Genomic DNA, 25,757 nt, shown 5'->3' with positions numbered 1-25,757 from the left:
GGGTTTTTTTTCGAGGTGTAAGAAGGTTTTACGACGCGGTGCGGAAAAGGCGTGACATTCACGCTCCACTGGGACTCGCCGGGAGAGTTCACAAGACTGTCATTCCCAGGCTTTGGCGGCTGGCCCGGTTCCTGCTCATGGGGAGTGGCGTGTGACGGCATCCCCGCTGTCGCCCAGGAGGAGTCCCCCAGTGACTCGTATTCGCTTCCTTGCCGCTGCGTTGCTCGCCCTTCCCCTCGCCGCCTGCGAGGTCGACAACACCCAGCTGCCCGAGGGTGCCCAGAAGTTCGATGAGGCCGCCGATTCCCTCGGTGACATCCAGGCCGCGCTCGCGGCGCTGCCCTCGGCCCAGATCGCCGGCCAGGAGGCCAACGGCATCCCCTTCATGATCACTGGCCGTCTCGGCACGGCTGACGCCGCCCAGGGTCTGGCCGCCGGTGGCCGCGTGAGCAAGGCGCTGCCCGGCATCGCCGCGGCGTTCCGCTTGAACTCGGCGGACCTGGTCGCCAAGCGCTCGCGCACGGACGAGCAGGGCGTGACCCACATCCGCTACGGCCAGATGAAGAACGGCCTGCCCGTGGTGAACGAGGAGCTCGTCGTCCACGTCGGCCAGGACAACACCATCATCGCGGCCAACGGCACGGCGCACGACGGTGAGATCGCCCCCGCCCGCGCCAGCATCTCCGAGGAGGCCGCGAAGGTGGCCGCCCTGGACAGCACGGTCGGCAGCCACCTGCAGGTGGACGGCGTGCGCCTGGTGTACGTGCGTCCCTCCTCCAACGCCAAGCTCCAGCTGGCCTATGAGGCCACGGTGAGCGGCGAGGGCCGTGACCTGCCCATCAAGGAGGCCGTCTACGTGAGCGCCCTGGATGGCTCCATCCTGACGCGCCACTCGAAGATCCACTCGGCCATCAACCGCAAGGTGTACACGGCCAACAACGGCACCAGCACCCCGGGCACGCTCAAGCGCTCCGAGGGCGGCGCGGCCACGGGTGACGCCCACGTCGATGGCAACTACACGCAGCTGGGTGCCACCTACGACTGCTACAAGAACAACTTCAACCGCGACTCGCTCAACAACGCGGGCGCCACGCTCATCAGCACGGTGCACTACAGCCGCAACTACACGAACGCCTACTGGGACGGCACCCAGATGGTGTACGGCGACAGCGATGGCGTGCAGTCGGCTCCGCTGGGCCTGTCCGGTGACGTGACCACGCACGAGCTCACCCACGCGGTGACCGAGAACGAGTCCAACCTCACCTACTCGGGTGAGTCCGGCGGCCTCAACGAGGCGCTGAGCGACATCTTCGGCGCCTACTGCGAGAGCTACGCCTCGGGCACCTGGGCCACCACCAACGCGGTGTTCATGGTCGGCGACGACGTGTGGACGCCGAACACCGCGGGTGACGCGCTCCGCTACATGTACGACCCGGCCAAGGACGGCGTGTCGCACGACTACTGGACCACCAGCACCAAGAACGTCGACGTGCACTACAGCTCGGGCGTGGCCAACCTGGCCTTCACGCTGCTCTCCAAGGGCGGCACGCACCCGCGCGGCAAGTCCACCATCAGCGTGCCGGCGCTCGGCGTGCAGAAGGCCGGCGCCATCTACTACAAGGCCAACACCGAGTACTTCACCGCCTCCACCAACTACGCCCAGGCGAGGACCTACCTCGAGCAGGCCGCCACGGCGCTCTACGGCGCGGGCTCGGCGGAAGTGGCCGCGGTGACGGCCTCCCTGACGGCGGTGGGCGTGGGCGTCTCGGCTCCTCCCCCCACGGCGACCGCGCTGACCAACGGCGTGGCGAAGACGGGCCTGGGTGCTTCCTCGGGCAGCGAGCTGTACTACTACCTGGACGTGCCGGCCTCGGTGGCCTCCACCTTCACCATCAGCGGTGGCACGGGTGACGCGGACCTGTACGTGAAGACCGGCTCGCAGCCGACGAGCTCCTCGTACGACTGCCGTCCGTACAAGTCCGGCAACGCCGAGAGCTGCACCGTCGCGGCGACCTCGACGGCCAAGAAGGTCTACGTGACGCTGCGCGCCTACAGCACCTTCTCGGGCGTGTCGCTGACCGGCAAGTACTAGTCCTCGGAGCGGGTGTGAACCCGAGCTGAGCTGAAGACGAACCCCTGGGAGGCCCCCACCTCCCGGGGGTTTCGTTCTTGCGGGCCTTCCCGCCGAGCCGGGAAGGGTGTAGGTGCGGCGGACCGTATGGCACCTCCCCGTCCCCTGCGTGAAGCGGACCTCTCCCGAGTGGAGGGTGTCTTCACCGATGTCGATGGCACCCTCACCACCGCGCACCGGTTGCGCTCCACCACCATCCGCGCCCTCGAGCGCCTCACGGACGCGGGCTTCAAGGTGGTGCTGGTGACGGGCCGGCCGGCGGGCTGGGGCGAGGCCTGGGCCCGCACGCTGCCGGTGGAGGGCGTCATCGCGGAGAACGGTGGCCTGTTCTTCCTGCGCGGCGCGGGAGGACGGCTGCGCAAGGTGTACGCGGAGTCCCCGCGCGTCCGGGCCCCCAACCGCGAGCGGCTCCAGGCGGAGGTGGCGGCGGTGCTGCGGCAGGTGCCGGGCGCGCGATTGTCCGTGGACAGCGCCTATACCGAGGTGGACCTGGCGGTGGACTGGAACGAGGAGGCGCGGCTGGGCGAGGCGGGAGCCGAGCGCCTGGAGGCCCTGCTGCGCGCGCGGGGTGTGACGGCGGTGCGCTCGTCGGTACACATCAACTGCTGGCTGGGCCGCTTCGACAAGCGCTCGGCGGTGCGCCGCTTCCTGAAGCTCGCCTGGGGGGTGACACCCGTGCCGGGCGAGCCCCGCTTCGTGTACGTGGGGGATAGTTTCAATGACGCTCCGATGTTCGGGGAGTTCGCCCTGAGTGTCGGGGTGGCCAACGTGCGGCGGGTGCTCGAGCGCATCGACACGCCGCCGGCCTTCATCACCCGGGCGGAGGAGGGCAGGGGCTTCGAGGAGCTCGTGCGGGCCCTGCTCGCCTCCAGGGGAGTCAAAAGGGGAGTCAGACCGTGAATGTCGTGAAGTTGGAGCTCGCACCGGGGCTGGGCCGTCACCTGCGCGCGGGGCACCCGTGGGTGTTCCGCAAGGCGCTCGCCCAGGTGCCCAAGATTCCCCCGGGCAGCGTGGTGGACCTGGCGGAGAACGGGAAGTTCGTGGCGCGTGGCTACTTCGATCCGCACTCGGCCATCGCCGTGCGGGTGCTCACGCGCAACCCCCGCCAGGCCATCGACGCGGCCTTCTTCGCCCAGCGCGTGAAGCAGGCGCTCGCCGAGCGGCGCTCGCTCATCGACTTGAAGGACACGGACAGCTTCCGGCTCCTGCACGGCGAGGGGGATGGGCTGCCGGGCGTGATCGTGGACCTGTATGGCCGCTACGCGGTGCTCAAGCTGTACTCGGCGGGCCTCACGCCCTACCGAGGGCTCATCGTCGAGGCGCTCAAGGCGGCGGTGCCCGAGCTCCAGGGCATCATCGGCCGGGACGAGGTGGGCCGGGACGACGTGGAGGACGACGACGGCCGGGGCGCGGGGCGGATGCTCTGGGGCGAGAAGGCGCCGGAGTTGCTCACCATCCGCGAGCGCGGGGCGACGTTCCTCGTGGACGCCTGGAAGGGGCAGAAGACGGGCTTCTTCCTGGATCAGCGCGAGAACCGCTACCTCATCCGGCGGCTGGCCGAGGGCCGCGACGTGCTCAACTGCTTCTGCTTCAGCGGCGGGTTCTCGGTGAACGCGGCGCTGGGCGGGGCGAAGAGTGTGTTCTCGGTGGACCTGGATCCGGAGGCCATCGCCCTGGCGCGCGAGAACTTCACGCGCAACGGCCTGCCGGCGGAGAAGTATGACTTCCTGGCGGCGGACGTGTTCAAGCTCCTGGCGTCCTTCCGCGAGGAGGGCCGCACGTTCGATCTCATCATCCTGGACCCGCCCGCGTTCGCGAAGAGCCAGAAGGCGGTGCAGGCGGCGATCGACGGGTATGCCTCGCTCAACCGCCAGGCGCTGGGGCTGTTGCGGCCCGGAGGCCTGCTGGCGACGGCCTCGTGCTCGGCGCGCGTGGGCCCGGACGACTTCCTGGGCGCGGTCAAGGAAGCGGCCTTCAAGGCGGGAGTGGACCTCGCCCTGGTGGAGGAGCGCTACCAGCCGCCCGATCATCCCATCCGGTTGCAGTTCCCGGAGGGCAAGTACCTGAAGTTCTACGTGATGGCGTCCGTGTGAGGGGCGGCCCGGGGGCGGGCGCCCACGGGCCTCAGTTCTTGAACACGCGCGAGGCCACGCGGTCGAGCACCTCGGTGCTCCACTGGAGGCTGGCCTTCATGAGCTGGTCCATGTCCTGCTGGAAGGTCTCCACCGAGGGCACCGAGGCGTAGGAGCGGCTGAGGAACAGGCTCTTGTTCTCCGGCTCGTAGTCCACCACGCCGCCGCCAGTGGGGGTGCCGGCCTTCTCCTCGGCGTTGAAGCCCTCGAGGATGCCGGGCTTGGGGCGATCCCGGAACTTGTAGACGAGGGCGCTCGCCTCCAACTGCTGCGTCTTGCCGTGGTACTCGAAGTAGAGCTGGGCCTCGCCGATCACCGCGCCACCAAACCCCTGGGGGTTGAGGCCCTCGCTGGGTTGCTTGAGGGCGAGCAGGTACGCCTGCACCAGTTTCTGCGCTTCGTCGCGAGTCATGGGTCCTCCCCCTCCAAGAGGGGTGTGTCATCTCTCCAGAGGTTAACAGCAGCGCGCGGGAGGCCGCGAGGAATGCACCGCGCTTCGCCGCGGGAGGCACATGGGCCGTCGCGCCGCGTTAAGCTGCCGCCCCCTATGGTCCTCAAAGGTCAGTACCTCGAGCGCCCGGCGCTCATCCCCGTGGGGCGTGAGGTGATGGAGGGCGTGGCACACCGGGGGCAGGTGCGTCCTCCGCTGCTCGTGCTGTCGCCCACGCCCGAGGAGGGAGGCGGCATGGATCATGTCATCGGGGCGGAGCTGGCCTTCGCCGCGGCCACGGCGGACCATGCCACGCTGCGCTTCAACTACCGCGGCGTCGGTGGCAGCCAGGGCGAGCGCGGCACGGGCGCGGCCCTCGTCGACGAGGCCGAGGCCGCGTTGACGGTGGTGTTGGAGAACGCCCAGGCCCCCACGGCGGCGGTGGCCGCGATGCATGGCAGTGCCCGGGTGGCGCTCGGGCTGCGGGCGCGGCATTCCGGGGTGGCGGGCCTGTGTCTGGTGAGTCCGCGCGGGGTGACGCCCGGGGAGCTGACGGGCCTGGGGCGGGAGCTGCTCGTGGTGGTGGGCGAGCTGGACACCACCCTGTCGCGCGCCGAGCTGGCCCGGGCGGTGGACGCGGCGGGCGGCACCCTGGAAGTCGTGGAAGGGGCGGGCGCCCACCTCCACCATGCCCTCCCGATCGTCGGCAGGCAGGTGCGCGCCTGGTTGAAGCGGCTGTCGGGCAACTGACCGATGCCGCGTAAACCATTGAATCCACTAGCACTCCCCGGCCGGATGACGGCTTGTCCTCCGGGCGGGAAAACGAGCAGATTCGAGTGAGACCCAATCGTTCCGCGGTTCGTTCGTAGGGGTCGTCACGAAGGAGCACCCATGCCCATGAAGCGTTGGATCCTGGCGAACGCGGTGTTGGCCCTGGCGCTGGCGGCCTGCGCGTCGCCTCCGGAGTCCTCGGAGACGGCGGAGCGAGCGGCCCTCGAGGCGGACACCTCGCGGCGCGTGCTGTCGGAGGAGGAGCCCCACGGCATCGTGGTGGACTTCAAGGATGGCACCTCGCAGGAGGAGATCGACGCCTGGGAGGCGGAGTGGGGGGTGGATCTCACGTACAACTCCGTGGAGGGGCCGCGCTCGGGCGTGACGATCGCGCACGGGGTGGAGGACGTGGACGCGGCGCTCGAGCGCATCCGCCAGCACCCGGCCGTGGAGTCCGCCGAGCCGCTGCGCGTGTACCGGGTGCCCGTGGGCGAGGAGGCCGTGTTCGAGGAGCCGGCGCCGGCGCTCGACAAGGAGGGCTTCCAGCCGAACGATCCCGAATATCCCCGGCAGTGGAACCTGCGGATGATCCACATGCCCCAGGCGTGGCAGCGCAGCCACGGCAAGGGCGTGGTGGTGGCGGTGCTGGACACGGGCATCGCCTACGAGGACCACGACGATTTCAAGCAGGTGCCGGACCTCAAGGGCGTCCGGTTCAAGAAGGGGTATGACTTCGTCGGTGACGACACGCACGCCAATGACGACCATGGGCATGGCACGCACGTGGCGGGCACCATCGCGCAGGCGACGAACAACGGGGTGGGCGTGGCGGGCGTGGCGTTCGAGGCGACGCTGATGCCCGTGAAGGTGCTCAACCACTTCGGCGCCGGCACGTCGGCGGACATCTCCGATGCCATCCGCTTCGCGGCGGACAACGGCGCCCAGGTCATCAACATGTCCCTGGGTGGTGGGGGCTACTCGCAGGTGATGGCGGACGCCGTGGCGTACGCCCGGAAGAAGGGCGTCACGGTGGTGGCCGCGGCGGGCAACGCGGGCCGTCCGCGGGTGGAGTTCCCCGCGGCCTATCCGGGCGCGGTGGCGGTGGCCGCGGTGGGCCCGAGCGGCGTGCGCGCTTTCTACTCGTCCTATGGCCGGGAGCTGGACATCGCGGCGCCGGGTGGAGACAAGCGCCAGGGTGACGCGGGCGGCATCCTGCAGAACACGATCGATCCGCGCGACGTCTCGCGCTCCGTCTATGCCGCCTATCAGGGCACGAGCATGGCCACGCCCCACGTGGCGGCGGTGGCGGCGCTGCTCTACGCCGAGGGTGCCAGCGGACCGGACGAGGTGGAGCGGGCCCTGTTCGCGGGCGCGGCGCGCGCGGGGGGGCAGACCTGGACGGAGGAGTACGGCCACGGGCTGCTGGATGCCGAGGCGTCGCTCAAGGCGCTGGGCGGCGCGAGCTCGCGCTGGCCGTCGCTGTGGTGGGCCCTGGCGTTGCTGGCGCTGGTGCTGCTGACGCTGCGCGGGCGTGAGCGTCCGGGCTACCTCAACATCCTCCTGCGGCCGAGCTTCCTCGTGCCGCTGGTGCTGGCCACCGTGGGGGCGTTCTTCCTCCGCTCGTGGGTGGGCGGTGTCCCGGGCGCGGCGGGCGAGGTGGTGCAGGTGGCCTGGCTGCCCATTCCCGACTGGCAGCGCATCATCTTCGGCACCCGCACGGTCAGCCCGCTCTTCTACAGCGCGCTCATCCCCCTGGTGCTCTCCATCTTCGCCATCAAGTTCAAGGGCCTGCGCCCCGCGCTGGGCGGACTCGCGCTGGGCTTCGCTGGCTTCCTCGCCTACACCGCCTGGGTCAAGGCGCCCGCGCTGGCGTGGATGCCCTTCACCTTCATGGCCCGGCCCTGGCTGGTGGTGAACGTGCTCATCTGCCTCTTCATCTCGCGCGCCATGCTGCGCCGGGAGTCGCCATGAAGCTCACCGGACGCGTGATGTTCCGCGACATCGAGACGGGCGTCTGGGTGCTGGAGGGCGATGACGGCCGCACCTACCAGCTCGCGGGCGGGGACCGGAAGATCAAGAAGGACGGCCAGCGCATCGAGGTGCAGGGAGACGTGGACCGTGACGCGGTCACCGTCGCGATGGTCGGCCCCGTGTTCACCGTGAGCTCGTACCGCTTCCTCTGAGGCCCGTCCTCATCCCTCCAGGGCGCGCGCGAAGGACACCACGCTGCGCGTCAGGGAGGGAAACCCCATCTCGCGCGCGAGCTGGGACAGCTGCCGCCGGAACTGCGGCTCGGGGGGAAGGGGCTCCTGGGTGCCCACCAGGAGCAGGTTGATGAACTCCGACGCGCCGCGCAGCATCGCGCAGTCCTCGAAGCAGCCGGCGAAGGTCCGCACCCGCCACGCCACCTTCGCCGGATCCTCCAGGGCGATGTTGAGCACGGCGACGCCCCCCGGCTGCAACCGGCGCCGCACCGCCTCGAGGAAGAGCGTCTCCTTCAGGTGCTCCGGCGTCCCTTCGCCCGCGAACGCATCGAGGAGGATGAGATCGTAGAGCGGCCCGCGCTGCTCCATGAAGTGGGCCGCGTCCCCGAGCTGGATGTGCAGCCGCTCGTCCTCGTGGACGTGGAAGTAGCGCCGGGCCACCTCCACCACCACGGGGTTGAGCTCCACCACGTCCACCCGTGTCCGGGGCAGACACCGGTGCAACAGCCGGGGGAAGGCGCCTCCCCCGAGTCCCACCACCAGGACACGCGAGCGCCCCTGGGTGAGCGCGAGCCCGGCGGTGGCCACCCGCACATAGCTCGTGGGCACCGCCAGGGGATCGCTCTTGCGCAGCGCGCTCTGGATGGCGCCACGGGGACTGTCGAAGCGGAGCGTCCGCAGGTCACCCGCGTCCACCACGAACACCGTTCCGAGCGGCGAGGGCGCTTCGTGGACCACGGTGGCCGAGGCCCTCGGGCTCATTCGCGGCCTCGCCGCCCGCTGGCGGGCTCCATGCTTCGATCTCGAGTCGGACATGCGCGGGAAGCGACTTTCTCACATCAACACGTACGACTGGGGCTGCAGCGGTTCGGGAACGGGCTCGCCCAGGGCCTCGCGCAGTCCCCGTTCCGCGGTCCGGGCCATGGCCAGCAGGGGCAGTCCATTGGGCACGTGGGCGAAGGGGTTCTCCAGCTCGTCTCCCAGCGCGTCCAGTCCGAAGAAGGTATAGGCCAGGATGGCGGCGAGCACCGGGGCCATCCACCCGAGCAGCTCCGCCAGCCCGAAGGGCAGCAACAGGCAGAACAGGTAGGCGGTGCGGTGCAGTAGCACGGTGTAGGCGAAGGGCAGGGGGGTGAAGCGGATGCGCTCGCAGGCGGTCATCACCGAGGACAGCCCGCCAACGCGCTCGTTCAAGGTCTGCCAGGGGATGTCGGTGAGCCGGCCCGTGCGCCGCAGGGTGGCGAGTTCCCGGGCCATCTCGCGCAGCAGCGCGTCCGGCGGGTTGGTGCTGGCCTGGACCCGAGCCAGCTCGTCGGGAGCGAGGACGCGGGCGAGGTTGTCGCCTTCGTCGTGCCCGCGCAGATACCCGGCGAGCGCATGGGCGAAGGCGATGCCGTGATGGACGAGCCGCCGTGCGTCGTGACGTCCTCGCACGGCAGTTCCCGGGTCCGCGCCGTCGTCGAGCAGGGCCACGGCATCACGGGCCAGGGAGCGCAGCTCGATGATGAGCGCGCCCCAGTGCTTGCGCGCCTCCCACCAGCGGTCGTAGCTGGCGTTGTTGCGAAAGCCCAGGAAGATGGAGAGCGCGAGCCCCAGCAGGGACATGGGGACGGCGGTGCTGGAGGGCAGGTGGAGCCACCCATTGCGGATGGCCAGGACCGCGAGGCAGGACAACAGCGAGATCCCCAGTACCTGGGGCAGCACGAGGGGAAGCACCGAGCCGCGCAGGATGTAGAGCAACTGCCAGGCGGTGGGACGAGGGCGGATGATCATGGTGGAGTTGCCGGGGCGTGTGGGTCATCGCCCCGCGAGGTGCCTCCCTGGCATACTGTGTTCCCCGCGCATGTCCAACACAGACCGAGTCCGCTTCGACAGCTCGAGATGGCCCCTGCTCTCCCTCGGCTTTCCCCGGGCCCTTTCCCCCGAGGAGTACGAGTCGTTCCTCGTGACCCTGGGCGAGCACCTGGAGCGCGCCGAGCAGAAGCTCATCCTCCTCATCGATCTGCGCCAGATCTCACGGATGTCCATGGACCCGGAGCAGCGCCAGCGTCAGTTGGCGTGGTTCAAGGTGCATGAGGCCCACCTGCGCGAGCGGATCCTGGGCGCGGGAATCATCCTCGCCTCGCCCCTGGCCCGGCTGGCTCTCCGCGCCATCCTGGCGGTCCTGCCGCTGCCCACGTCCGTGCTCACCTTCTCCACCCCCGAGGAGGCCGAGTCCTGGGTGGCCGGACTCCTCCAACAGGCGGGGCGGCAGCCTGCCCGGTGAGGCGAATGACGGCGGATGTCGGTGGCTTCCCCGCCCGGGGACATTAGTATGCGCTCCTACCTCTCGCTGTAAGGAGCCTTCACCGTGGCCGGATCCAGCCTGCTCGCCCTGATCGACGACATCGCCACCCTCCTGGACGACGTGTCGGTGATGACCAAGGTGGCGGCGCAGAAGACCGCCGGGGTGCTGGGTGATGACCTGGCGCTCAATGCCCAGCAAGTCACCGGCGTGAATGCCGACCGGGAGCTGCCGGTGGTGTGGGCGGTGGCCAAGGGCTCGATGCTGAACAAGGCCATCCTGGTGCCCGCGGCGCTGGCCATCAGCGCCTTCGCGCCCTGGGCGGTGACACCACTGTTGATGGTGGGCGGTCTGTACCTGTGCTTCGAGGGCTTCGAGAAGCTGGCGCACAAGTTCCTGCACAGCCATGACGAGGACGAGGCCCACCACAACAAGCTGGTGCAGGCCGTGGGCGATCCGAAGGTGGACCTCGTGGCGCTCGAGAAGGAGAAGATCAAGGGCGCGGTGCGCACCGACTTCATCCTTTCGGCCGAGATCATCGCGATCTCGCTGGGCGTCGTGGCCAACGCGCCCTTCATGACCCAGGTGCTGGCGCTGGTGGGTGTGGCCGTGCTGATGACCGTGGGCGTCTACGGACTGGTGGGAGGCATCGTCAAGCTGGACGACGCGGGGCTCGCGCTGAGCCGTCAGACGGGCGAGGGGGCCTGGCCGCAGACGCTGCGTGGCCTGGGCAGGGGCATCCTCAAGGCGGCGCCGCTGCTCATGAAGTTCCTGTCGGTCGCCGGCACCGCGGCCATGTTCCTCGTGGGCGGAGGCATCCTCACGCACGGCATCGAGCCGCTGCACCACGCCATCGAGGGCGTGGCCCAGGCCGCGGGCGTGCTGGGGGCGCTCGTGTCGCCGCTGGCCAATGCCCTGGTGGGCGTCCTCGCCGGCGCGCTGGTGCTGGGCGTGGTGAGCGTGGGCTCGCGCGTGCTGGGCCGTGGCAAGGAGAAGAAGTAGGCCCGCGCTGTCCCTCTCCCCCGTGAAAGACGAAGGGCGAAGGGAGCGGAGAGCCCGCCCACCTTCGCCCTCGGGTAAAACCCGGACGCCGCTTTCACCGCCGCGGCGCCTGGGGGGTTCTCAGCCCTCGCGCTCCTCGCGCTTGCGGTCACGCTCGGCGCGGTAGCGCTCGCCCGAGGCCAGCGCCTTCTTGCGCATGCGCACCGACTTGGGCGTCACCTCGACGAGCTCGTCGTCGGCGATCCACTCCAGCGCCTTCTCCAGCCCCATCTCGCGAGGAGGCGTGAGGATGACGTTCTCGTCGCGGCCGGCGGCGCGGATGTTGGTGAGCTTCTTCTCGCGGCAGGCGTTCACGTTGAGCTCGGAGGGGTGCACGTGCTCGCCGATGATCATGCCCTCGTAGATGGTGACGCCGGCGCCCACGAACAGGTGGCCACGCTCCTGGATGCTGAAGAGCGCGTAGGGCACCGTCTCGCCCAGGCGGTCGGACACGATGGCGCCGTTGGCGCGCTTGGGGATGTAGCCGAACCAGGGCTCGTAGCCGTCGAACTGGCTGCTCATGATGCCCTCACCCCGGGTGATGGTGAGGAACTCCGAGCGGAAGCCGATGAGGCCGCGCGCGGGGATGCGGAACTGCAAGCGGGTGCGGCCACCGCCCAGCTGGGCCATGTCCGTCATGCGGCCCTTGCGGGGCCCGAGGCGCTCGGTCACCGCGCCCACGCTGTTCTCCGGCACGTCGCAGAAGAGCAGCTCCATGGGCTCGTGCAGCACGCCGTCGATCGTCTTCGTCACCGGCTCGGGGTTGGAGGCCGTCAGCTCGTAGCCCTCGCGGCGCATCGTCTCGATGATGACGGCGAGCTGCAGTTCGCCACGGCCCACCACGCGGAAGGCGTCCGGCGTCTCGGTGTCCTCCACGCGGATGGACACGTTGCGGTAGGCCTCGCGGTACAGGCGCTCGCGCAGGTTGCGGCTGGTGACGTACTTGCCTTCCTTGCCCGCCAGCGGCCCGTCATTGACCTTGAAGATCATCATCATCGTGGGCTCGTCCACGGTGATGCGCGGCAGCGCCACGGGCTTCTCCGCGTCGGCGATGGTGTCACCGATGGAGATGTCCTCGATGCCCGCGATGGAGACGATCTCTCCGGGGCCCGCGTCGGGGATCTCCGTGCGCTTGAGGCCCTGGAAGCCGTAGAGCTTCACGATCTTGCCCTGGGCGATCTTGCCGCCCTCGCGCATCACGGCCACGGGCATGTTGGCGGTGATCCGCCCCGCCTGGACGCGGCCCACCGCGAGGCGGCCCACGTAGTCGTCATAGTCCAGGTTGGCCACGAGCAGCTGCAGCTGCTCCTGCTGCGGCGCGGGCGGAGGCGAGATGTGCGAGAGGATCGCCTGGAAGAGCGGCTCGAGCGTCTTGCCCGGCACTTCCAGGCTCGTGGAGGCCTGGCCCTGGCGCGCCACCGTGTAGAGCACGGGGAACTCGAGCTGGTGCTCGTCCGCGCCCAGGTCGATGTAGAGCGAGTAGACCTGATCCAGGATGTCCTTGGCCCGGGCGTCGGCGCGGTCGATCTTGTTGATGACGAGCACCGTCTTGAGGCCCATGCCCAGCGCCTTGCTGAGCACGAAGCGCGTCTGGGGCAGGGGACCTTCGGCCGCGTCCACCAGGAGGATGACGCCATCCACCAGGCGCAGGCCGCGCTCCACCTCACCGCCGAAGTCGGCGTGGCCCGGGGTGTCGATGATGTTGATCTGCTTTCCCTGGTAGGTGACGGCGGTGTTCTTCGCGAGAATGGTGATGCCCTTCTCGCGCTCGAGGTCGTTCGAGTCCATCACCCGTTCGGTCAGGGCTTCGTTGCTGCGGAAGATGCCCGCCTGGCGAAGCATGTGGTCGACGAGGGTGGTCTTGCCATGGTCGACGTGGGCGACGATGGCGACGTTGCGGATGTTCTCTCGGGCAATCATGGATGCGGGGGATCTGCGGGGGGAGGGCCGAGGCACGAAGCCCGGCGCAAGAAGTCGTGGTGGGCAAGGCGCCCAGGGCCCCAGGGGGCCTGATGGAACCCCTCAGAAACGCGAAGGGCGGGCGCTTATATGCCGTGAGTCCTTCCCCTGCAACGTGGCTGGACGAAAGGCGTGCCGACAGCCAGTCCCTGGCTCCGGCGCGGCCCCTCGAGCCCAGCCTCCTCCCACCAGGTAGGTGTGGAGGCGATATGCCCCCCTGCGGCCCGAGGCTACGGGAAGGCCGAGAACTGCTCGTGCTCGGAGGTGCGGTAGCGCGCCGGAGGGGGCATGAGGTGGTGCTCGCTCAGGAAGCGCTGCACCCGCCGCTCGACGGTTTCCCGGTATTCCAGGGGAGCCACGTGAGTCCCCTCGGGCAGCAGGAGCAGCTCGGCCCCCGGGATGTGGGCGGCCATCCGACGAGACAGCCAGGCGGGGGTGAACTTGTCGAGCTTGCCGGCGATGACGAGGGTGGGGACGTTCACGCGCGGCAGGTGCCGCCAGGCGTTGTGGTGGGCGGCCGAGCGCAGGGTGCGCACGAAGACGACCGGGTCCATGTTGGCCAGGTGCGCGAAGTAGGGGATGAGGTCGCTCTTGGTGAGCAGGGAGCGGTTCATCTCCACCGACAGGGCGACTTCCAGGGCCAGCGGGGTGCTGAGCAGGGCGCGGGTGAGCCGCGCCACGCGGTCCGGGAAGTGCTCCACGGTGAATTTGATGAAGGGGAAGAGCCGCTTGAGCAGCGGGCCGTCGTGGAAGGTGTCGAGCAGGGTGCCGTAGCTGCCGCACACCAGCACGAGCCCCTTCACCCGCTCGGGAAAGCGGCGGTGGAACTCGAGCGCCACCTGCACGCCCATGGAGTGGCCGAAGAGCACGGCCTGCTGGATGCCCGCCGCGTCCATCACCCGGTTGAGGTCATCGCAGGTATAGGACAGGCCGATGCGGTTGCGCTTGTCCGGCACGCCCGAGCGGCCATGGCCCCGGTAGTTCCAGCGCAGCACGCGGTGGTGGCGCGCCAGCGCGGGCTCGAGGTACTTCCACACGAAGCCGTCGCAGCCCAGGCCATCGCACATCACCGCGCCGGGCTCGCCCGTTCCACTCACCTGGTAGTACAGCGCCGCCCCATCGGGAACGGTGAGGAAGTCCTGCCGGAAGAGATCGCTCATGGTGTCATGCGTCCGCCTCGGCGTCGGGTGGAAGACCCGCGTCGAGGCCGTAACGGGCGATCTTCAAGATAAGGTTGGAGCGGCTGATGCCAAGCTCCCGGGCGAGCCGGCTCTTGTTGTTCCCAGTACGCAACAGTCCCTGGTGGATCATCTCCCGCTCGAGCGCCTCCACGGCCTCGTGCAGGCTGCCGGTGAGGCGGGGGAGGGGAGAGGACGAGCCCCCGGGCGACACCGCGTCGCGGATGCGGCTGGAGATGAGGTCGGCGGGCAGCAGCTCCAGATCCCCTCCGAGCACCAGCAGGCGCTCCATCTCGTTCTCCAGCTCGCGCACGTTGCCCGGCCAGGCATAGCGGCCGAGCAGGGCGAGCGCCTCGGGGGACAGGCCGCGGGCGCGCTGGCCCTCGCGGTGGTGCTTGCGCAGGAAGTGGTCCACCAGGAGCGGCAGATCGTCCCGGCGCTCGCGCAGGGGCGGCAGGTGCACGCGGATGACGTTGATGCGGTAGTAGAGGTCCTCGCGGAACTCGCCGCGCTTGACCATCTCGCCCAGGTCCTTGTGGGTGGCGGCGACGACGCGCACGTCCACCTCGCGCGGCTGGGTGCCGCCCACGGGCAGGAAGGTGCCCTCCTGGAGCACGCGCAAGAGCTTCACCTGGAGCGCGGGCGACATGTCGCCCACCTCGTCGAGGAAGAAGGTGCCGGTGTCGGCGGTCTCGAAGAGGCCCTTCTTGTCGCGCACCGCTCCGGTGAAGGCGCCGCGCATGTGGCCGAACAGGGCGCTCTCCAGGAGGTTGTCGTTGAAGGCCGAGCAGTTCTGCACCACGAAGGGCGCGTTGCGCCGGGGGCCGTTGTCGTGGATGGCGCGCGCTACCAGCTCCTTGCCCGTGCCCGACTCGCCGTTGATGAGCACGGTGGCCTCGGAGTTGGACACCTTCTCCAGCACCTTGAAGATTTCCTGGAGCGCGGCCGAGCGGCCGATGATGTGCCCGAAGCGCGCGTTCGCGCCGCCGCGGGCGGGCGCCTCCTGGGCACGCTCCACCTCACGGGCGCGCTCGGCCTCGTAGGCGGCGATCTCCCCGGTGCCGTACTCGAGCAGCACGGTGAGCTTCTCCAGGTTGTCGTCATCCAGCACGAGCAGCCGCTCCACGGCGCGCTCCACGTCCAGGGCCGCCGGTTGCAGCTCGCGCAGCCGCGCCCGGAGGCCTTCGCGCGCGCCCGCTGTCAGGGGCTCGCGCAGCAGGCCCTCGACGAAGAGGAACCCCTCGTACTCGTCCTGCACGTACAGCGGCGCGGCCACGAGGCTGAACTGGAGATGGCAGGGCTGCACGATCGCCCGGCGCAGGCGCCGATTGCCCAGGAACTGCTCGTGCAGCTCGCGCACCGATTGGTTGCAGCGCCGCAGCCCCTCGCGCGAGTTGCGCGCGAGCCGGCAGCAGGCACTGGCCGCGGAGGCGATGGCCTCGCCCCGGTTCCAATCCAGCACCTGCCCGTGCCGATCCGCGAAGTGCAGCTCCGCGCGCCACCACTTGCGGATGATTTCCCGCAGCATGATGATGCTCTGAAGGTTCTGATGCCGCTCACGGTCCATTTGCCGTGGCTTGGGAATGTTCAACAAGAGGAGACCTTGAGCCCGCGAGGTTCGTCGATTCTACCCACCTGGCGCCCCCACGTGTGGGCGCGGTGGAATACCCTGCACCCGTGACTCCTCCTCGTCATCCGCACGCAGCGTCCTCCCATGACCATGATCACTCGCACGAAGAGGCGTGTGGTGGCCATGGGCACGGCCATGGACACGGTCATGGACAACCCCCGAGACCCCCGCCTCGTTCCTTGAAGGAGGAGCGGCGCAAGGATCGCAACCGCCTGCTCGTCGCGCTGGCGCTCACGGGCACCATCGCCGTGGCGGAGGCGGTGGGGGGATGGCTCACCCGCTCGCTGGCCCTGCTGTCGGACGCGGGCCACATGCTCACCGACATCAGCGCGTTGGGCTTGAGCCTGCTCGCCCTGTGGTTCTCCGGCAAGCCGGCGGACCAGAAGAAGACCTACGGCTACTACCGGATGGAGATCCTCAGCGCGCTGCTCAACGGCGTGCTGCTGTTGGTCATCACCGTGGGCATCGTCCTGGAGGCCTGGGAGCGCTTCCGCTCGCCCACCGAGGTGAACCTGGGGCCCATGGCGGTGGTGGCCACGGTGGGCCTCATCGCCAACCTGCTGGCCCTGAACTTCCTGCACCACACGCACTCGATGAACGTGCGCGGGGCCTTCCTGCACGTGCTGGGCGACACCCTGTCGAGCGTGGGCGTGCTGGTGGGCGCGGGGGTGATGTGGTTGACGGGCTGGTACATGGTGGACCCGCTCATCTCCGTGCTCATCTCGGTGGTGATCGTCGTGGGGGCGGTGCGGCTGGTGCGCGACGCGGTGGACGTGCTGCTCGAGGCCGTGCCCGCGCACGTGGACATGCCCCAGGTCAAGGAACTGCTGCTCAAGGTGCAGGGCGTGCGCGACGTGCATGACCTGCACGTGTGGACGATCGCCAGTGGGATGTACGCGCTCTCGGCGCACCTCGTGGTGGCGGACCCGAAGGTCAGCAACAACGACGACATCCTCTCGGCGGTGAAGCACGAGCTGCTCGAGCGCTTCAAGATCGATCACACGACGATCCAGATCGAGAGCGAGACCTACGCCCACGTGGGCGAGGTGCACTGAAACTCGGGGGCCCTCCGGGGGCCGGTACCGGGAGGACCCCAGACCTCGGGTCCTCTCGCGGTACCGGCTCCGGTTCACCTCACGCCCGGCCGGCGGCCTGGCGTCCGCGGCGGGACACCGCGTCGACCGAGGCGGCCACGAGCAGCACGCTGCCCGTCACCATGAACTTCACCGACGAGGAGAAGGCCAGCAGATCCATGCCGTTGGCGATGGAACCGATGACCAGCGCGCCCAGAATCGCCGACCAGGCCGAGCCGCGCCCGCCGAAGAGGCTGGTGCCGCCGATGACCGCCGCGCCGATGGAGTTGAGCAGCACGTCGCCGCTGCCCGAGGACTGATTGACGGCGAGCAGACGCGAGGCGGCGAGCATGCCGCCCGCGGCCGCCAGGGTGGAGCCCATCGCGAAGATGGTGATGCGGATGAACTCCACGCGGATGCCCGCGCGGCGCGCCGCCTCGGCGTTGCCGCCCACGGCGAACACGTGACGGCCAAAGCGCGTGTTGCGCAGGAGCAGCTCCAGCGCCACCACCACGCCCGCGAAGATGAGCGTGGCCAGGGGCAGGCCGCGGTCTTGCGTGAAGATGCCCACCGCCACCACCACCGCCCCGCAGATGATGATCATCCGCAGGGCCACGTTGCGCAGGGGCGCCTGGATGAGCCCCAGGGACGCACGCCGCCGCCGCTCCAGGAACACGCTGCCCACGTAGGTGGCGATGATGACCGCCACGATCGCCCAGGACACGGGGGTGGAGAAGAACGTCGAGGTCAGCCCGGTGATGACCGGATCGTACAGGTTCACGCTGCCGGTGGAGCCCAGCACCGAGAACAGCGCGCCCTGCCAGGCGAGCGAGCCCGCCAGGGTGACCACGAAGGAGGGCACCTTGAAGCGAGTCACCCACGTGCCCTGGAAGGCGCCGATCGCCGTGCCCGTGGCGAGCCCCGCGAGCAGCGCGGGCACCGCCGGCACGTGCATCTTCACGTTGAGGATGGTCATCACCGCCGCGGCCAGACCGCTCACGGCGCCCGCCGACAGGTCCGTCTCCCCGAGCAGCAGGATGAGGACGATGCCCGCGGAGATCATCCCCATGGCGGAGATCTGCAGCATCAGGTTGGTGAGGTTGATGGCCGACAGGAACCGCTCGTTGGCCAGGTAGAAGATGATCCAGATGGCGCTCAGGCCGATGATGACGGGCAGGCTGCCCAGCTCACCCTGGGAGACGCGGCGGCGGAACCCCGCCCACGCTCCCGCCAGGCCCGGCGCGTCCTGGATCAACCGGGGATCGATCGCGGTTTGATTCGCGGAGCTCATGCTTCCTCCATCTTCAGCGTACTGGCGACCTGCGCGGGCCGGGCTCCGGTGATGGCCGCGACGACATCCACTTCCTTCACGTTCTTCACATCGAAGGTGGCCACGCGCTTGCCCAGCCGCATCACGATGATGCGGTCGGCCACCGAGAACACGTCCATCATGTTGTGGCTGATGACGACCACGCCCAGCCCCTGCTCGCGCAGCCGCCGGATGAGATCGAGCACCTGCCGGGTCTGTGCCACGCCGAGCGCCGCGGTGGGCTCGTCCAGGAGCACGACCCGGGGCGAGCCCATCATCGCGCGCGCCACCGCGATGGTCTGCCGCTGACCACCCGACAGCGCCGCCACCTGCGTGCGCACGCTGGGGATGCTCACCGCCAGCGTCTTGAGCAGCGACGAGGCGCGCTGCTCCATGGCCGTCTCATCCAGCCAGCCAAAGGCGTTCCCCTCCTCGTGGCCGAGGTAGAGGTTGCCCACCACGTCGAGGTTATCGCACAGCGCGAGGTCCTGATACACGGTGGCGATTCCGAGCGCCGATGAGCGCTTGGGCGTGCCCAGCGTCACGGGCTTTCCATCGAAGAGGACCTCTCCCTCGTCGATGGGGATGCTGCCCGAGATGATTTTGACAAGGGTTGATTTTCCCGCCCCGTTGTCTCCCACCAGGGCCACGACCTCACCCGGGTGGACCTCGAAGTCCACCTGGCTGAGGGCCTGGACGGCCCCGAATCGCTTGGAGATGTTACGGAGCGCCAGCAGCGCGGTCGCCGTCATGGGTGCCTCGTATCCTTACTGCAGCTGCGCCTGCGCACAGGCTGCCTGGAAGGAGCCCTCGCAGATCTGCGCCGTCGTCCAGAAGCCATCGGCCACGATGGTGGACTTGATGTTGTCCTTGGTCACCGCCACCGGCGTGAGCAGCACGGAGGGCACGTCCTTCTGGCCGTTGTTGACCTTGCCGTTGACCTTGCCCGCCGCCGGCTGGCCCCCGCGCGCGAGCGCCACCGCCAGCTCCGCGGCCGCCTCGGCCTCGGCCTTGATCGCCTTGTACACCGTCATGAACTGCTCACCGGCGACGATGCGCTGGATGCCCGCGAGCTCCGCGTCCTGGCCCGTCACGGGGGGCAGGGGGTTGATGCCCGCGGCCTTCATCGCGGCGATGGCTCCACCCGCGGTGCCGTCGTTGGCGCAGTACACGCCGACGATCTTGTCCTTGCCCAGCTGGGTGATGGCCTGCTCCATCTGCTGCTGCGCCTTGTCCGGGCTCCAGTCCGGCGTGTCGTACTCGGCGCCGATCTTCGCGCCGCTGCCGTCCAGCACGCTGTGCGCGCCGGCCTTGAACATGGCCGCGTTGCTGTCGGTGGGCGAGCCGTTGATCATGACGATGGTGCCGTCCGACTTGCCGTCCGCCTTGAGCTTGTCCGCGAGCGCCTGGCCCTGCAGCTTGCCCACCTTCTCGTTGTCGAAGGAGATGTAGTAGTCCACGTCCGCCTGGGCGATGAGGCGGTCATAGCTGATGACCATCGCCTTGGACTGGCGCGCGCGTCCCACGATGGCCGCCGCCGACGCCGCGTCCACCGGATCCAGCACCAGCACCTGCGCGCCGTTGGTGATGGCCGCCTCGGCCTGGTTCTGCTGCTTGGCCGCGTCCTGATCCGCGTTGCTATAGATGACCTCGCACTCGGCGCACAGCTCCTTCACCTTGCGCTCGAAGTGCGGCCGGTCATGCGACTCGTACCGCGACGTCTTGGACTCGGGCAGCAGCAGGGCGATCTTCGCGCCCGCGGGCTTGGCCGGGGCACCACCGCCCGCCGGGGTGGACTCCTTGTTGTCCTTACAGCCCGGAGTCAAGAGCATCAGGGCCGCGAGCGCCGAAGCGCCGAATGGGGGGAAGTAGCGCGTGTTCACTTGTGCCTCGTTCTTGTGAAAAAACCGTGTCGGGAGCGACAAAGGCGCGCGCATCCTCCCTGTCCCCTCGGGCCGCTGCAAGTCATAGTCCTATGCCGCGGTGCGGCGTAGGGTCGCCGAGTCCGTCCGGAAGTAGACTCTCTCGAAAGTTGATGCTCCCTCCGCGACACTTCTCTTCCAGACGCACCCTGGCTTTCTGGTTCGTCGGGTTCTCGTTGCTCGCCCTGGCCGTCTGCGCCCGGCTCGCGGACGCGCGCAACGTCTTCACCGGGGAGCACGTGGAGCTGGTCGCCACGGACTCGCACTACTACGTGCGCTTCGCCCACCTCCAACAGGCCGCCTTCCCCCGCTTCGCGCCCTTCGATCCGTACATCAATGCACCCGTCGGCGCGTCCATCATCTGGCCCCCCCTGCACACCGGGCTCGTGGCCCTCTTCCTGCGGCTCGCTCCCGAGGCCCCCGAGCGCGCCGCCGCCTGGGTGGATCCGGTGCTCTCGCTCTGCGGGTTGGTCCTGCTGTCACTCCTCGTGAGGCGCTGGCGCGGCGAGGCCGTCGCGCTCGGGGTGCTCGCCCTGCTGGCCCTGGTGCCGGCGGCGGTGGAGGCGGGGGCGCTCGGCAACGCGGACCACCATGTCCACGAGCCCTTCCTCGCCGCCCTCTGCGCGCTGCTGCTCGGCCAGGCGTTGAAGACGCGCGGCGTCATGCTCGGAGCCGTCACGGGCGCGGTGCTCGGGCTCGCGCCGCTGCTCACCACCAGTGGCTTCGTCCTGCTGCCGGGCCTCGCCGCCTCGCTCCCCGTCGCCGCGTGGCTCCAGCGCGAGCGGGTGGGGGCGGGTGTGGGCCGGGTGGGGCTCGCCCTGGGCGTGGGGACCGCCGGGGTGCTGGCCCTGGGCGTGGTGCTGTTCGGCGAGCCCCGCTCGCTCGCCTACCACGGCCTCACCGCCTTCGCGCCCCTGCTCGCCCTGGGGCTGTGGTGTGGGGCCTCGGGGCTGGCCCTGCTCCTGGAGCGCCACCGCGGAGGGTGGCTGTCGCTCGGCCTCGCCGTGCCGTGCGTCGTGCCGTTGCTGCCGGAGCTGTCCCGGGCCTGGCAGCACCTGCGGCGGGGGGATCCGCTCCTCGCCCTCGTCATGGAGTCCACGCCGCTGTGGAAGGATCCGGAGTTCGCCGGACAGTTGCTCGGCCCGGTGCTGGTGCTGCTGCCGGTGGGGCTCGTCGCCGTGAGCGCGCGGGCGTGGAAGGAGCGGGACGCGAGCGCCGCGCCCCTGGTGCTCGGCGCGCTCTCGCTTGGCGCCGCCGCGCTGCTCCAGGCCCGCTTCTCCCAACCCTTGATGGGGTGCGCGGCCCTGTGCGTCGCGGTGGGGTGGGAGGGCTTGTTGCGCGGCGCGGCGCCTCGCGTCCGGAGCGTCTCGGCCGTCGCGCTGGGGCTCGCGGGACTGCCCCTGCTCGCCGGGGCCTTGCCGCACCCGCGACAACCCGATGCCAGTCCCATTGGCCGCGTGCGCTCCACGATGGAGTGGATGCGCGAGCACACGCCCGAGCCCTCGCCGCCGTGGGACGCGAGTGTCCGCCCGGGGTGGAGTGTCATCGCGCCCTATGACATGGGGCACCTGCTGGTGCTGTGGGCCGAGCGCCCCGCGGTGGCCACGCCCTTCTCCCAGGTGCCGGTGCACCAGGAGGCCAATGCCCGGGCCAGCGCGGTGCTCGGCGCCACGTCCGAGGAAGAGGCCTATGTGCTCGCGCGGGCGTCGTCCGCGCGCTACCTGCTGCTCACGCCCATGGATGGGGTGCTGGGACGCCCCGAGGTGAAGCTGTCCGACACGCTCGCGTTCTGGCTGCGGGAGCACGCGGGGCTCGCCACGGGAGCGTGGGCCGCGAGCGCGCGCTTCCGCCTCGTGCATGACTCGGTCGAGTCGCGCCGCCAGCATCCGGAGCTGCCGCATGCGCGCGTGTTCGAGGTCGTCCCTGGAGCCGAGCTGCGCGGCCGGTGTTCGCCCGGCGCGTTGGTGACGGCCTCGTTGGAGCTGGAGACGGGGCGGGGGGCGACGCTCCGGTACGAGCCCCGGGCCACCGCAGGTGCGGAGGGAGGCTTCTCCCTGCGCGTGGCCTATCCAACGGTCCGGGACACCCGCGAGTCCGATGTGCTCGCCCGGGGCGCCTACCGCGTCCAATGTGAGGGAGGCGGAGGCACCGCCCAGGTGTCCGAACGGGCCGTGCGCGAGGGACAGGCGGTGGACGTAGGGGCGTGAGCGGCCGGACGCCTCGAGGCTGAGAAGGAGAGGCGGATGGAGCCACTCATCGTGACCTTGAAGCTCGACGCGGACACGTTCGCCCACTTCGACCGCCTGCGCCGGGAGCACTTCCCGGCGAAGCTCAACCACCTCTCCGCGCACCTGACGCTGTTCCACCATCTGCCCGGGGAGGAGCGGGGCAGGGTGGAGGCGGACCTGCGCGCGGTGGCGCCCACGGCCGCAGTGGAGTTGCAGGTGACGGGCCTGCGCTCACTGGGGCGAGGGGTGGCATTCGAGCTGGCCTCTCCGCCATTGAATTCGTTGCGCGCGGAGCTGGCCCAGCGGTGGGCACATTGGCTGACGCCCCAGGATCGGCAGGGATTCCGCCCGCACGTGACGGTGCAGAACAAGGTCACCCCGGAGGAGGCCCGCGCATTGAAGGCTTTACTGTTGGCGGACTTCTCGCCCTTCACGGCACGAGGAGAAGGCTTTCAATTGTGGCGCTATCTGAACGGGCCCTGGGCATTGGATGCCGAGGTCGCGTTCAGTCCCTCTTTTGGTGGGAGAAAAAGTGCTTCTCCAGTAATTTCGGACACCTAAGCCGAATTGATGGGGTGAGAATAGCGGAAATTAAGGTTTGCTCTAACATTCTGCTGAAAAAGGGTCGGAACCTCTGTTGTTGCGCATCCAATATTTGGGGTTCGGTCCCGATGCTTTATCCATCTAGTAGTGGATTGTCTGGGGGCCGAAGGACTTTTTCAGCACCTTGCTAGCGCTCGAAGCTACATCTGTAGGTAACCACATGAGAAAGGGTCGTCAAAACCATGGAATTGGAAGAAAAGGTAAAGGACTGGCTTCTCAAAGAGGGTTACCCACTCGAATTCAAGACGGGAGCTCTTTTCGAGAAACACGATTTCTTGGCAGGACATGGGATTTATGCCCGCGCCACAGATGATTCCCCCCTAGAGAAATCGATGTATTGGCATCAAGAACGCAAGACATCGGCGATAAAGGATTCCTGCGTATCGAGTACGTAGTCGAATGCAAATGGACTCGTGATAAGCCCTGGGTCGTTTTCGCATCCAAGCGCGGCATACATCCAGCCGCAGCAATCGCACAAACAATGGGTTCTTCATTAGGTGAGGCGTGCTTGTGGTTTGCAGCAGACAATGCCGAGATGCAGAATCTTGATTTGTTCAAGAAGTTGCCGAGGAGTGGATTCAGCGGAGTACGTGCATTTGGCGCCGGTGAGGATTTGTTTTACAATGCGCTTCGAGGAGTGGCGGAGCGCGCATGGTGTCGAGTTGCCTATTATGACAGCCCTCCGACCCCTCCAGATGTTCTTCCTGAAACGACAGTTATCGTGCGCCCCGTGATTGTTATCGACGGAGATCTGCTCGAGGCCTATTATGATGATTCAACTCAGAAGCTTGAGCTTGTGCGAGCGTCCAAGGCGCGCATTCATTGGCGGGGCGCTGAAAAATGGAGTCTTCATTGCTTGGTTGATGTCGTAACCGTGGATGGATTGGAGGAATACGTACAGACACAGGCCAAGCAAGTAAAAACGGTGTTCTCGGTGTTGGGGCGAGCGAGAGAAGATATTGAAAAATGCTTCATCGAGAAAAGTCTGGACGTGCTTAGGCCAACCAAGGGACCGCGTGGAGTTTTGAACTTGCCACCACTGCTGGCGCTTTTCCAGGAACACCTGGAGGGCAGTCACCGGACACTTCCAAAACACCCCCCCAAAAAAAAGAGGCAGACCCGACGTAAATAGATGGAGTAGGAAGAGGGGCAGTTGTTTTGGCATGCCGCTTCAATTGGTGCAGTTCCTCTAGGAGCTTGTCGGCGAATCGGCTAGGAGCACGTCCGAGCGTAGCAGGCACCAGGAGGTGCCTGTCTCCGCGGCTCGACGGGCGTGGGGCCCCGCCCGTCAGGCGGGCTGCGCCACCAGCACGGGCAACTGCCTGCCCTTGCGCCACAGCTTCTTGAGGTTGTGCACTGCGCACGCCAGGGAGAATTCTCCGCTTACCTTGTGCAGACCCCGCAGAGAGAAGCGCGGCAGCGTCCCATTCTTCACCTGCCCGATGACGGGCTCGGCCGTCACCTTGCGTCGGGCATAGGCCGCACGGCCTCGCTTCGTCAGCAGCTTGCGCTGCATCCGCCCCTTGAAGCTCAAGTCCTTGGGCGGGCGTCCGCGGGGTGCCGCTTCTGGCTCCTGTCCGTGCTTGGAGCGGCCCGTGGCGACAAAGCACTCCACTGCCTGGGCCTGCACCTTCTCTATGTCTTCCTGGCACAAGTAGCCCGAGTCCGCGCTCAACTGCACGGGCAACAGCCCCGTGTTGTCGCGCGTCTGCTCCACCATCGGCTCGAGCTGCCGCGCATCGTTGCCGCTCTGCCCCACCTGCTGCGCCACTATCAATTGGCTGTCCGCGTCCACCGCCACCTGCGCGTTGTAGGACTGCTGGAAGCTGCCTGCCCGGGGCATGATTCTGGAGTCCGGGTCGGTGAAATTGCGCTGCGCCTTCTCGCCAGGCCTGGCCTCCTCGGGGTTTTCTCCCCGGGCCTCGGCCTTCTCCCGGGCCTCCTTCTCCAAGTCCTTCTTGGCCTGGCCAATCTTCTCCCGGCGCTTCTTCTTCTGCGCCGCCAGCTCGCGCTTCTTCTCCGCCTCCAGCTGACGTGCCGCCTGCCGCAGACGCTCGGCCCGCTTCTCTGGATTCTTCAGCTCCTCGGGCAGCTCGTCCCCGCGCCTGCCCTTGCCGTAGCGCTTGTCCTCCTCGGCATCCAGTGCCGCGGCCTGCTCCAATAGCCTGTCAATCTGCTCGTCCAGCTTCTTCATGGCCTCCTCCATGCGTCCGTAGCTCATGGCCTTGTGCTTGCTGGCATTGGCTTTCACCTTCGTGCCGTCCACCGACACATGCCCCAGCTTCTTGAGCCCCGAGCCGCGCGCCAGTCTCAGCGTGTCCACGAAGAGCGCGCGGAAGGCTTCCAGGTGCCTCACCCGGAAGGCGCAGACCGTGTCATGGTCGGGCCTCCCTCCTCCCGTCAGATAGCGGAAGGCGATGTCCGTCTCGCACCGCCTCTCAATCTCCCGGCTGCTCGTAATGCCTCGTGCGTACGCGTACATGAGCAGCAGCGCCATCATCACCGGGTGGTAGGCCGGCTGGCCGCACTCCTTCGTGTACGCACTCAGGATGGGGCTGAAGTCGAGCGCCTTGCGCAGCTCGACGAAGAAGCTCGCCAGGTGTCCTTCTCCCAGCACCTCCCGCGCATACTGCGGCAGCAACTGCCCCTGCTCCGGTTGCCACTCCCGGAACGGCCTCGGCGAGCTGAACCGGGCGGAGCTCTTCGTCTCCTCCCGCCTCGGCTTCTCCTTGGTGGCTACTTCCAACAGCGCGGCCTGCTCCGGCTTCTTCGTCGACGGGGTGCTCACCCTCCACCTTCAACCAGAACTCGCCTCCCCTCTGAAGGACCACCTGGGGCATCACCCCTCCGGCCCACCCTCTA

22 protein-coding genes are annotated in these 25,757 nt (G+C 68.5%); 12 read left to right on the top strand and 10 right to left on the bottom strand.

Annotation, left to right across the window (positions count from 1 at the left end; genetic code table 11):
- The first annotated feature begins 190 nt into the window (after positions 1-190).
- The 3 genes from F0U63_RS27340 (at position 191) to F0U63_RS27330 (ending at position 4,224) form a co-directional block, all read left to right on the top strand.
- On the top strand, positions 191-2,092 hold the full coding sequence (locus F0U63_RS27340) for a M4 family metallopeptidase (protein WP_395833994.1): 1,902 nt from the start codon (positions 191-193) through the stop codon (positions 2,090-2,092).
- A gap of 126 nt (positions 2,093-2,218) precedes the next feature.
- Positions 2,219-3,031: an HAD-IIB family hydrolase gene (locus F0U63_RS27335; protein ID WP_395833992.1), complete on the top strand. Its 813-nt coding sequence runs from the start codon at positions 2,219-2,221 to the stop codon at positions 3,029-3,031.
- Positions 3,028-4,224 carry a class I SAM-dependent rRNA methyltransferase gene (locus F0U63_RS27330; RefSeq protein WP_395833990.1) on the top strand — a complete coding sequence of 399 codons (1,197 nt, stop codon included), beginning with the start codon at positions 3,028-3,030 and terminating at the stop codon, positions 4,222-4,224. The genes F0U63_RS27335 and F0U63_RS27330 overlap by 4 nt, the downstream gene beginning before the upstream one ends.
- A gap of 31 nt (positions 4,225-4,255) precedes the next feature.
- On the opposite strand, the gene F0U63_RS27325 is transcribed toward F0U63_RS27330, so the two are convergent.
- Complete coding sequence (locus F0U63_RS27325; RefSeq protein WP_395833988.1) at positions 4,256-4,675, bottom strand: hypothetical protein; 420 nt, start codon at positions 4,673-4,675, stop codon at positions 4,256-4,258.
- 135 nt (positions 4,676-4,810) lie between these two features.
- On the opposite strand from F0U63_RS27325, the gene F0U63_RS27320 reads away from it, so the two are divergent.
- The 3 genes from F0U63_RS27320 to F0U63_RS27310 all read left to right on the top strand — a co-directional run bounded on the left by F0U63_RS27320 (position 4,811) and on the right by F0U63_RS27310 (position 7,647).
- Entirely contained in the window at positions 4,811-5,443 is a 633-nt protein-coding gene (locus F0U63_RS27320; protein ID WP_395833986.1) for an alpha/beta hydrolase, read from the top strand.
- A gap of 141 nt (positions 5,444-5,584) precedes the next feature.
- On the top strand, positions 5,585-7,435 hold the full coding sequence (locus F0U63_RS27315) for a S8 family serine peptidase (RefSeq protein ID WP_395833984.1): 1,851 nt from the start codon (positions 5,585-5,587) through the stop codon (positions 7,433-7,435).
- Entirely contained in the window at positions 7,432-7,647 is a 216-nt protein-coding gene (locus F0U63_RS27310) for a DUF5818 domain-containing protein (RefSeq protein WP_395833982.1), read from the top strand. The genes F0U63_RS27315 and F0U63_RS27310 overlap by 4 nt, the downstream gene beginning before the upstream one ends.
- A gap of 9 nt (positions 7,648-7,656) precedes the next feature.
- On the opposite strand, the gene F0U63_RS27305 is transcribed toward F0U63_RS27310, so the two are convergent.
- Together F0U63_RS27305 and F0U63_RS27300 are read right to left on the bottom strand one after the other, a co-directional pair.
- A complete protein-coding gene (locus F0U63_RS27305) occupies positions 7,657-8,430 on the bottom strand; it encodes a spermidine synthase (RefSeq protein ID WP_395833980.1) in 774 nt (257 codons plus the stop codon).
- A gap of 72 nt (positions 8,431-8,502) precedes the next feature.
- Positions 8,503-9,441, bottom strand: coding sequence for a bestrophin family protein (locus F0U63_RS27300; protein ID WP_395833978.1), 939 nt, complete (start codon positions 9,439-9,441; stop codon positions 8,503-8,505).
- A gap of 70 nt (positions 9,442-9,511) precedes the next feature.
- Here F0U63_RS27300 and F0U63_RS27295 point away from each other — a divergent pair, with 70 nt between their 5' ends.
- Together F0U63_RS27295 and F0U63_RS27290 are read left to right on the top strand one after the other, a co-directional pair.
- Positions 9,512-9,934, top strand: a complete 423-nt coding sequence (locus tag F0U63_RS27295) for a hypothetical protein (RefSeq protein ID WP_395833976.1) — start codon at positions 9,512-9,514, stop codon at positions 9,932-9,934.
- Between the two features lie 84 nt (positions 9,935-10,018).
- The gene (locus tag F0U63_RS27290; RefSeq protein ID WP_395833974.1) at positions 10,019-10,954 is read left to right on the top strand and encodes a DUF808 domain-containing protein; all 936 of its coding nucleotides are present in this window, start codon (positions 10,019-10,021) and stop codon (positions 10,952-10,954) included.
- A 120-nt stretch (positions 10,955-11,074) separates the two neighbouring features.
- On the opposite strand, the gene typA is transcribed toward F0U63_RS27290, so the two are convergent.
- The 3 genes from typA to F0U63_RS27275 form a co-directional block, all read right to left on the bottom strand.
- Positions 11,075-12,913 (bottom strand): translational GTPase TypA, encoded by a 1,839-nt coding sequence (gene typA / locus F0U63_RS27285; protein WP_395833972.1) that lies wholly within the window; start codon positions 12,911-12,913, stop codon positions 11,075-11,077.
- A 269-nt stretch (positions 12,914-13,182) separates the two neighbouring features.
- Positions 13,183-14,112, bottom strand: a complete 930-nt coding sequence (locus F0U63_RS27280) for an alpha/beta fold hydrolase (protein WP_395833970.1) — start codon at positions 14,110-14,112, stop codon at positions 13,183-13,185.
- Positions 14,113-14,116: 4 nt separating this feature from the next.
- Complete coding sequence (locus F0U63_RS27275; RefSeq protein WP_395833968.1) at positions 14,117-15,697, bottom strand: sigma 54-interacting transcriptional regulator; 1,581 nt, start codon at positions 15,695-15,697, stop codon at positions 14,117-14,119.
- Positions 15,698-15,807: 110 nt separating this feature from the next.
- Between F0U63_RS27275 and F0U63_RS27270 the strand changes: the two genes are divergently transcribed.
- Positions 15,808-16,815, top strand: a complete 1,008-nt coding sequence (locus F0U63_RS27270) for a cation diffusion facilitator family transporter (protein ID WP_395833966.1) — start codon at positions 15,808-15,810, stop codon at positions 16,813-16,815.
- 79 nt (positions 16,816-16,894) lie between these two features.
- On the opposite strand, the gene F0U63_RS27265 is transcribed toward F0U63_RS27270, so the two are convergent.
- Genes F0U63_RS27265 through F0U63_RS27255 form a run of 3 tightly spaced genes read right to left on the bottom strand, consistent with a single transcriptional unit; the run spans position 16,895 to position 20,025 of the window.
- The gene (locus F0U63_RS27265; RefSeq protein WP_395833964.1) at positions 16,895-18,124 is read right to left on the bottom strand and encodes a sugar ABC transporter permease; all 1,230 of its coding nucleotides are present in this window, start codon (positions 18,122-18,124) and stop codon (positions 16,895-16,897) included.
- Complete coding sequence (locus F0U63_RS27260; protein ID WP_071901987.1) at positions 18,121-18,894, bottom strand: ATP-binding cassette domain-containing protein; 774 nt, start codon at positions 18,892-18,894, stop codon at positions 18,121-18,123. The genes F0U63_RS27265 and F0U63_RS27260 overlap by 4 nt, the downstream gene beginning before the upstream one ends.
- 15 nt (positions 18,895-18,909) lie before the next feature.
- On the bottom strand, positions 18,910-20,025 hold the full coding sequence (locus tag F0U63_RS27255; RefSeq protein ID WP_395833962.1) for a sugar ABC transporter substrate-binding protein: 1,116 nt from the start codon (positions 20,023-20,025) through the stop codon (positions 18,910-18,912).
- Positions 20,026-20,177: 152 nt separating this feature from the next.
- Between F0U63_RS27255 and F0U63_RS27250 the strand changes: the two genes are divergently transcribed.
- From F0U63_RS27250 to F0U63_RS27240, 3 genes are all read left to right on the top strand, one after another.
- Positions 20,178-22,271, top strand: a complete 2,094-nt coding sequence (locus F0U63_RS27250; RefSeq protein WP_395833960.1) for an STT3 domain-containing protein — start codon at positions 20,178-20,180, stop codon at positions 22,269-22,271.
- 36 nt (positions 22,272-22,307) lie between these two features.
- The gene (locus F0U63_RS27245) at positions 22,308-22,853 is read left to right on the top strand and encodes a 2'-5' RNA ligase family protein (RefSeq protein ID WP_395833957.1); all 546 of its coding nucleotides are present in this window, start codon (positions 22,308-22,310) and stop codon (positions 22,851-22,853) included.
- 379 nt (positions 22,854-23,232) lie between these two features.
- Complete coding sequence (locus tag F0U63_RS27240) at positions 23,233-24,027, top strand: hypothetical protein (RefSeq protein WP_395833955.1); 795 nt, start codon at positions 23,233-23,235, stop codon at positions 24,025-24,027.
- A 156-nt stretch (positions 24,028-24,183) separates the two neighbouring features.
- Here F0U63_RS27240 and F0U63_RS27235 read toward each other — a convergent pair whose 3' ends face one another.
- Complete coding sequence (locus F0U63_RS27235; protein ID WP_395833953.1) at positions 24,184-25,683, bottom strand: IS1182 family transposase; 1,500 nt, start codon at positions 25,681-25,683, stop codon at positions 24,184-24,186.
- Positions 25,684-25,757: the final 74 nt, after the last annotated feature.

The organism is Cystobacter fuscus, from assembly GCF_044360685.1.
Taxonomy (GTDB): Bacteria; Myxococcota; Myxococcia; order Myxococcales; family Myxococcaceae; genus Cystobacter; species Cystobacter fuscus_C.
Note: the sequence above shows the minus strand (reverse complement) of the source record. Positions and strands in the feature narration are given on the sequence as shown.

Excerpts from the sequence above, each read along its gene's own strand:
- F0U63_RS27335 (WP_395833992.1), top strand. The coding sequence starts at position 2,219 with ATGGCACCTCCCCGTCCCCTGCGTGAAGCGGACCTCTCCCGAGTGGAG.
- F0U63_RS27325 (WP_395833988.1), bottom strand. The coding sequence starts at position 4,675 with ATGACTCGCGACGAAGCGCAGAAACTGGTGCAGGCGTACCTGCTCGCC.
- F0U63_RS27320 (WP_395833986.1), top strand. The coding sequence starts at position 4,811 with ATGGTCCTCAAAGGTCAGTACCTCGAGCGCCCGGCGCTCATCCCCGTG.
- F0U63_RS27315 (WP_395833984.1), top strand. The coding sequence starts at position 5,585 with ATGCCCATGAAGCGTTGGATCCTGGCGAACGCGGTGTTGGCCCTGGCG.
- F0U63_RS27310 (WP_395833982.1), top strand. The coding sequence starts at position 7,432 with ATGAAGCTCACCGGACGCGTGATGTTCCGCGACATCGAGACGGGCGTC.
- F0U63_RS27305 (WP_395833980.1), bottom strand. The coding sequence starts at position 8,430 with ATGAGCCCGAGGGCCTCGGCCACCGTGGTCCACGAAGCGCCCTCGCCG.
- F0U63_RS27300 (WP_395833978.1), bottom strand. The coding sequence starts at position 9,441 with ATGATCATCCGCCCTCGTCCCACCGCCTGGCAGTTGCTCTACATCCTG.
- F0U63_RS27295 (WP_395833976.1), top strand. The coding sequence starts at position 9,512 with ATGTCCAACACAGACCGAGTCCGCTTCGACAGCTCGAGATGGCCCCTG.
- typA (WP_395833972.1), bottom strand. The coding sequence starts at position 12,913 with ATGATTGCCCGAGAGAACATCCGCAACGTCGCCATCGTCGCCCACGTC.
- F0U63_RS27280 (WP_395833970.1), bottom strand. The coding sequence starts at position 14,112 with ATGAGCGATCTCTTCCGGCAGGACTTCCTCACCGTTCCCGATGGGGCG.
- F0U63_RS27275 (WP_395833968.1), bottom strand. The coding sequence starts at position 15,697 with ATGGACCGTGAGCGGCATCAGAACCTTCAGAGCATCATCATGCTGCGG.
- F0U63_RS27265 (WP_395833964.1), bottom strand. The coding sequence starts at position 18,124 with ATGAGCTCCGCGAATCAAACCGCGATCGATCCCCGGTTGATCCAGGAC.
- F0U63_RS27260 (WP_071901987.1), bottom strand. The coding sequence starts at position 18,894 with ATGACGGCGACCGCGCTGCTGGCGCTCCGTAACATCTCCAAGCGATTC.
- F0U63_RS27250 (WP_395833960.1), top strand. The coding sequence starts at position 20,178 with ATGCTCCCTCCGCGACACTTCTCTTCCAGACGCACCCTGGCTTTCTGG.
- F0U63_RS27245 (WP_395833957.1), top strand. The coding sequence starts at position 22,308 with ATGGAGCCACTCATCGTGACCTTGAAGCTCGACGCGGACACGTTCGCC.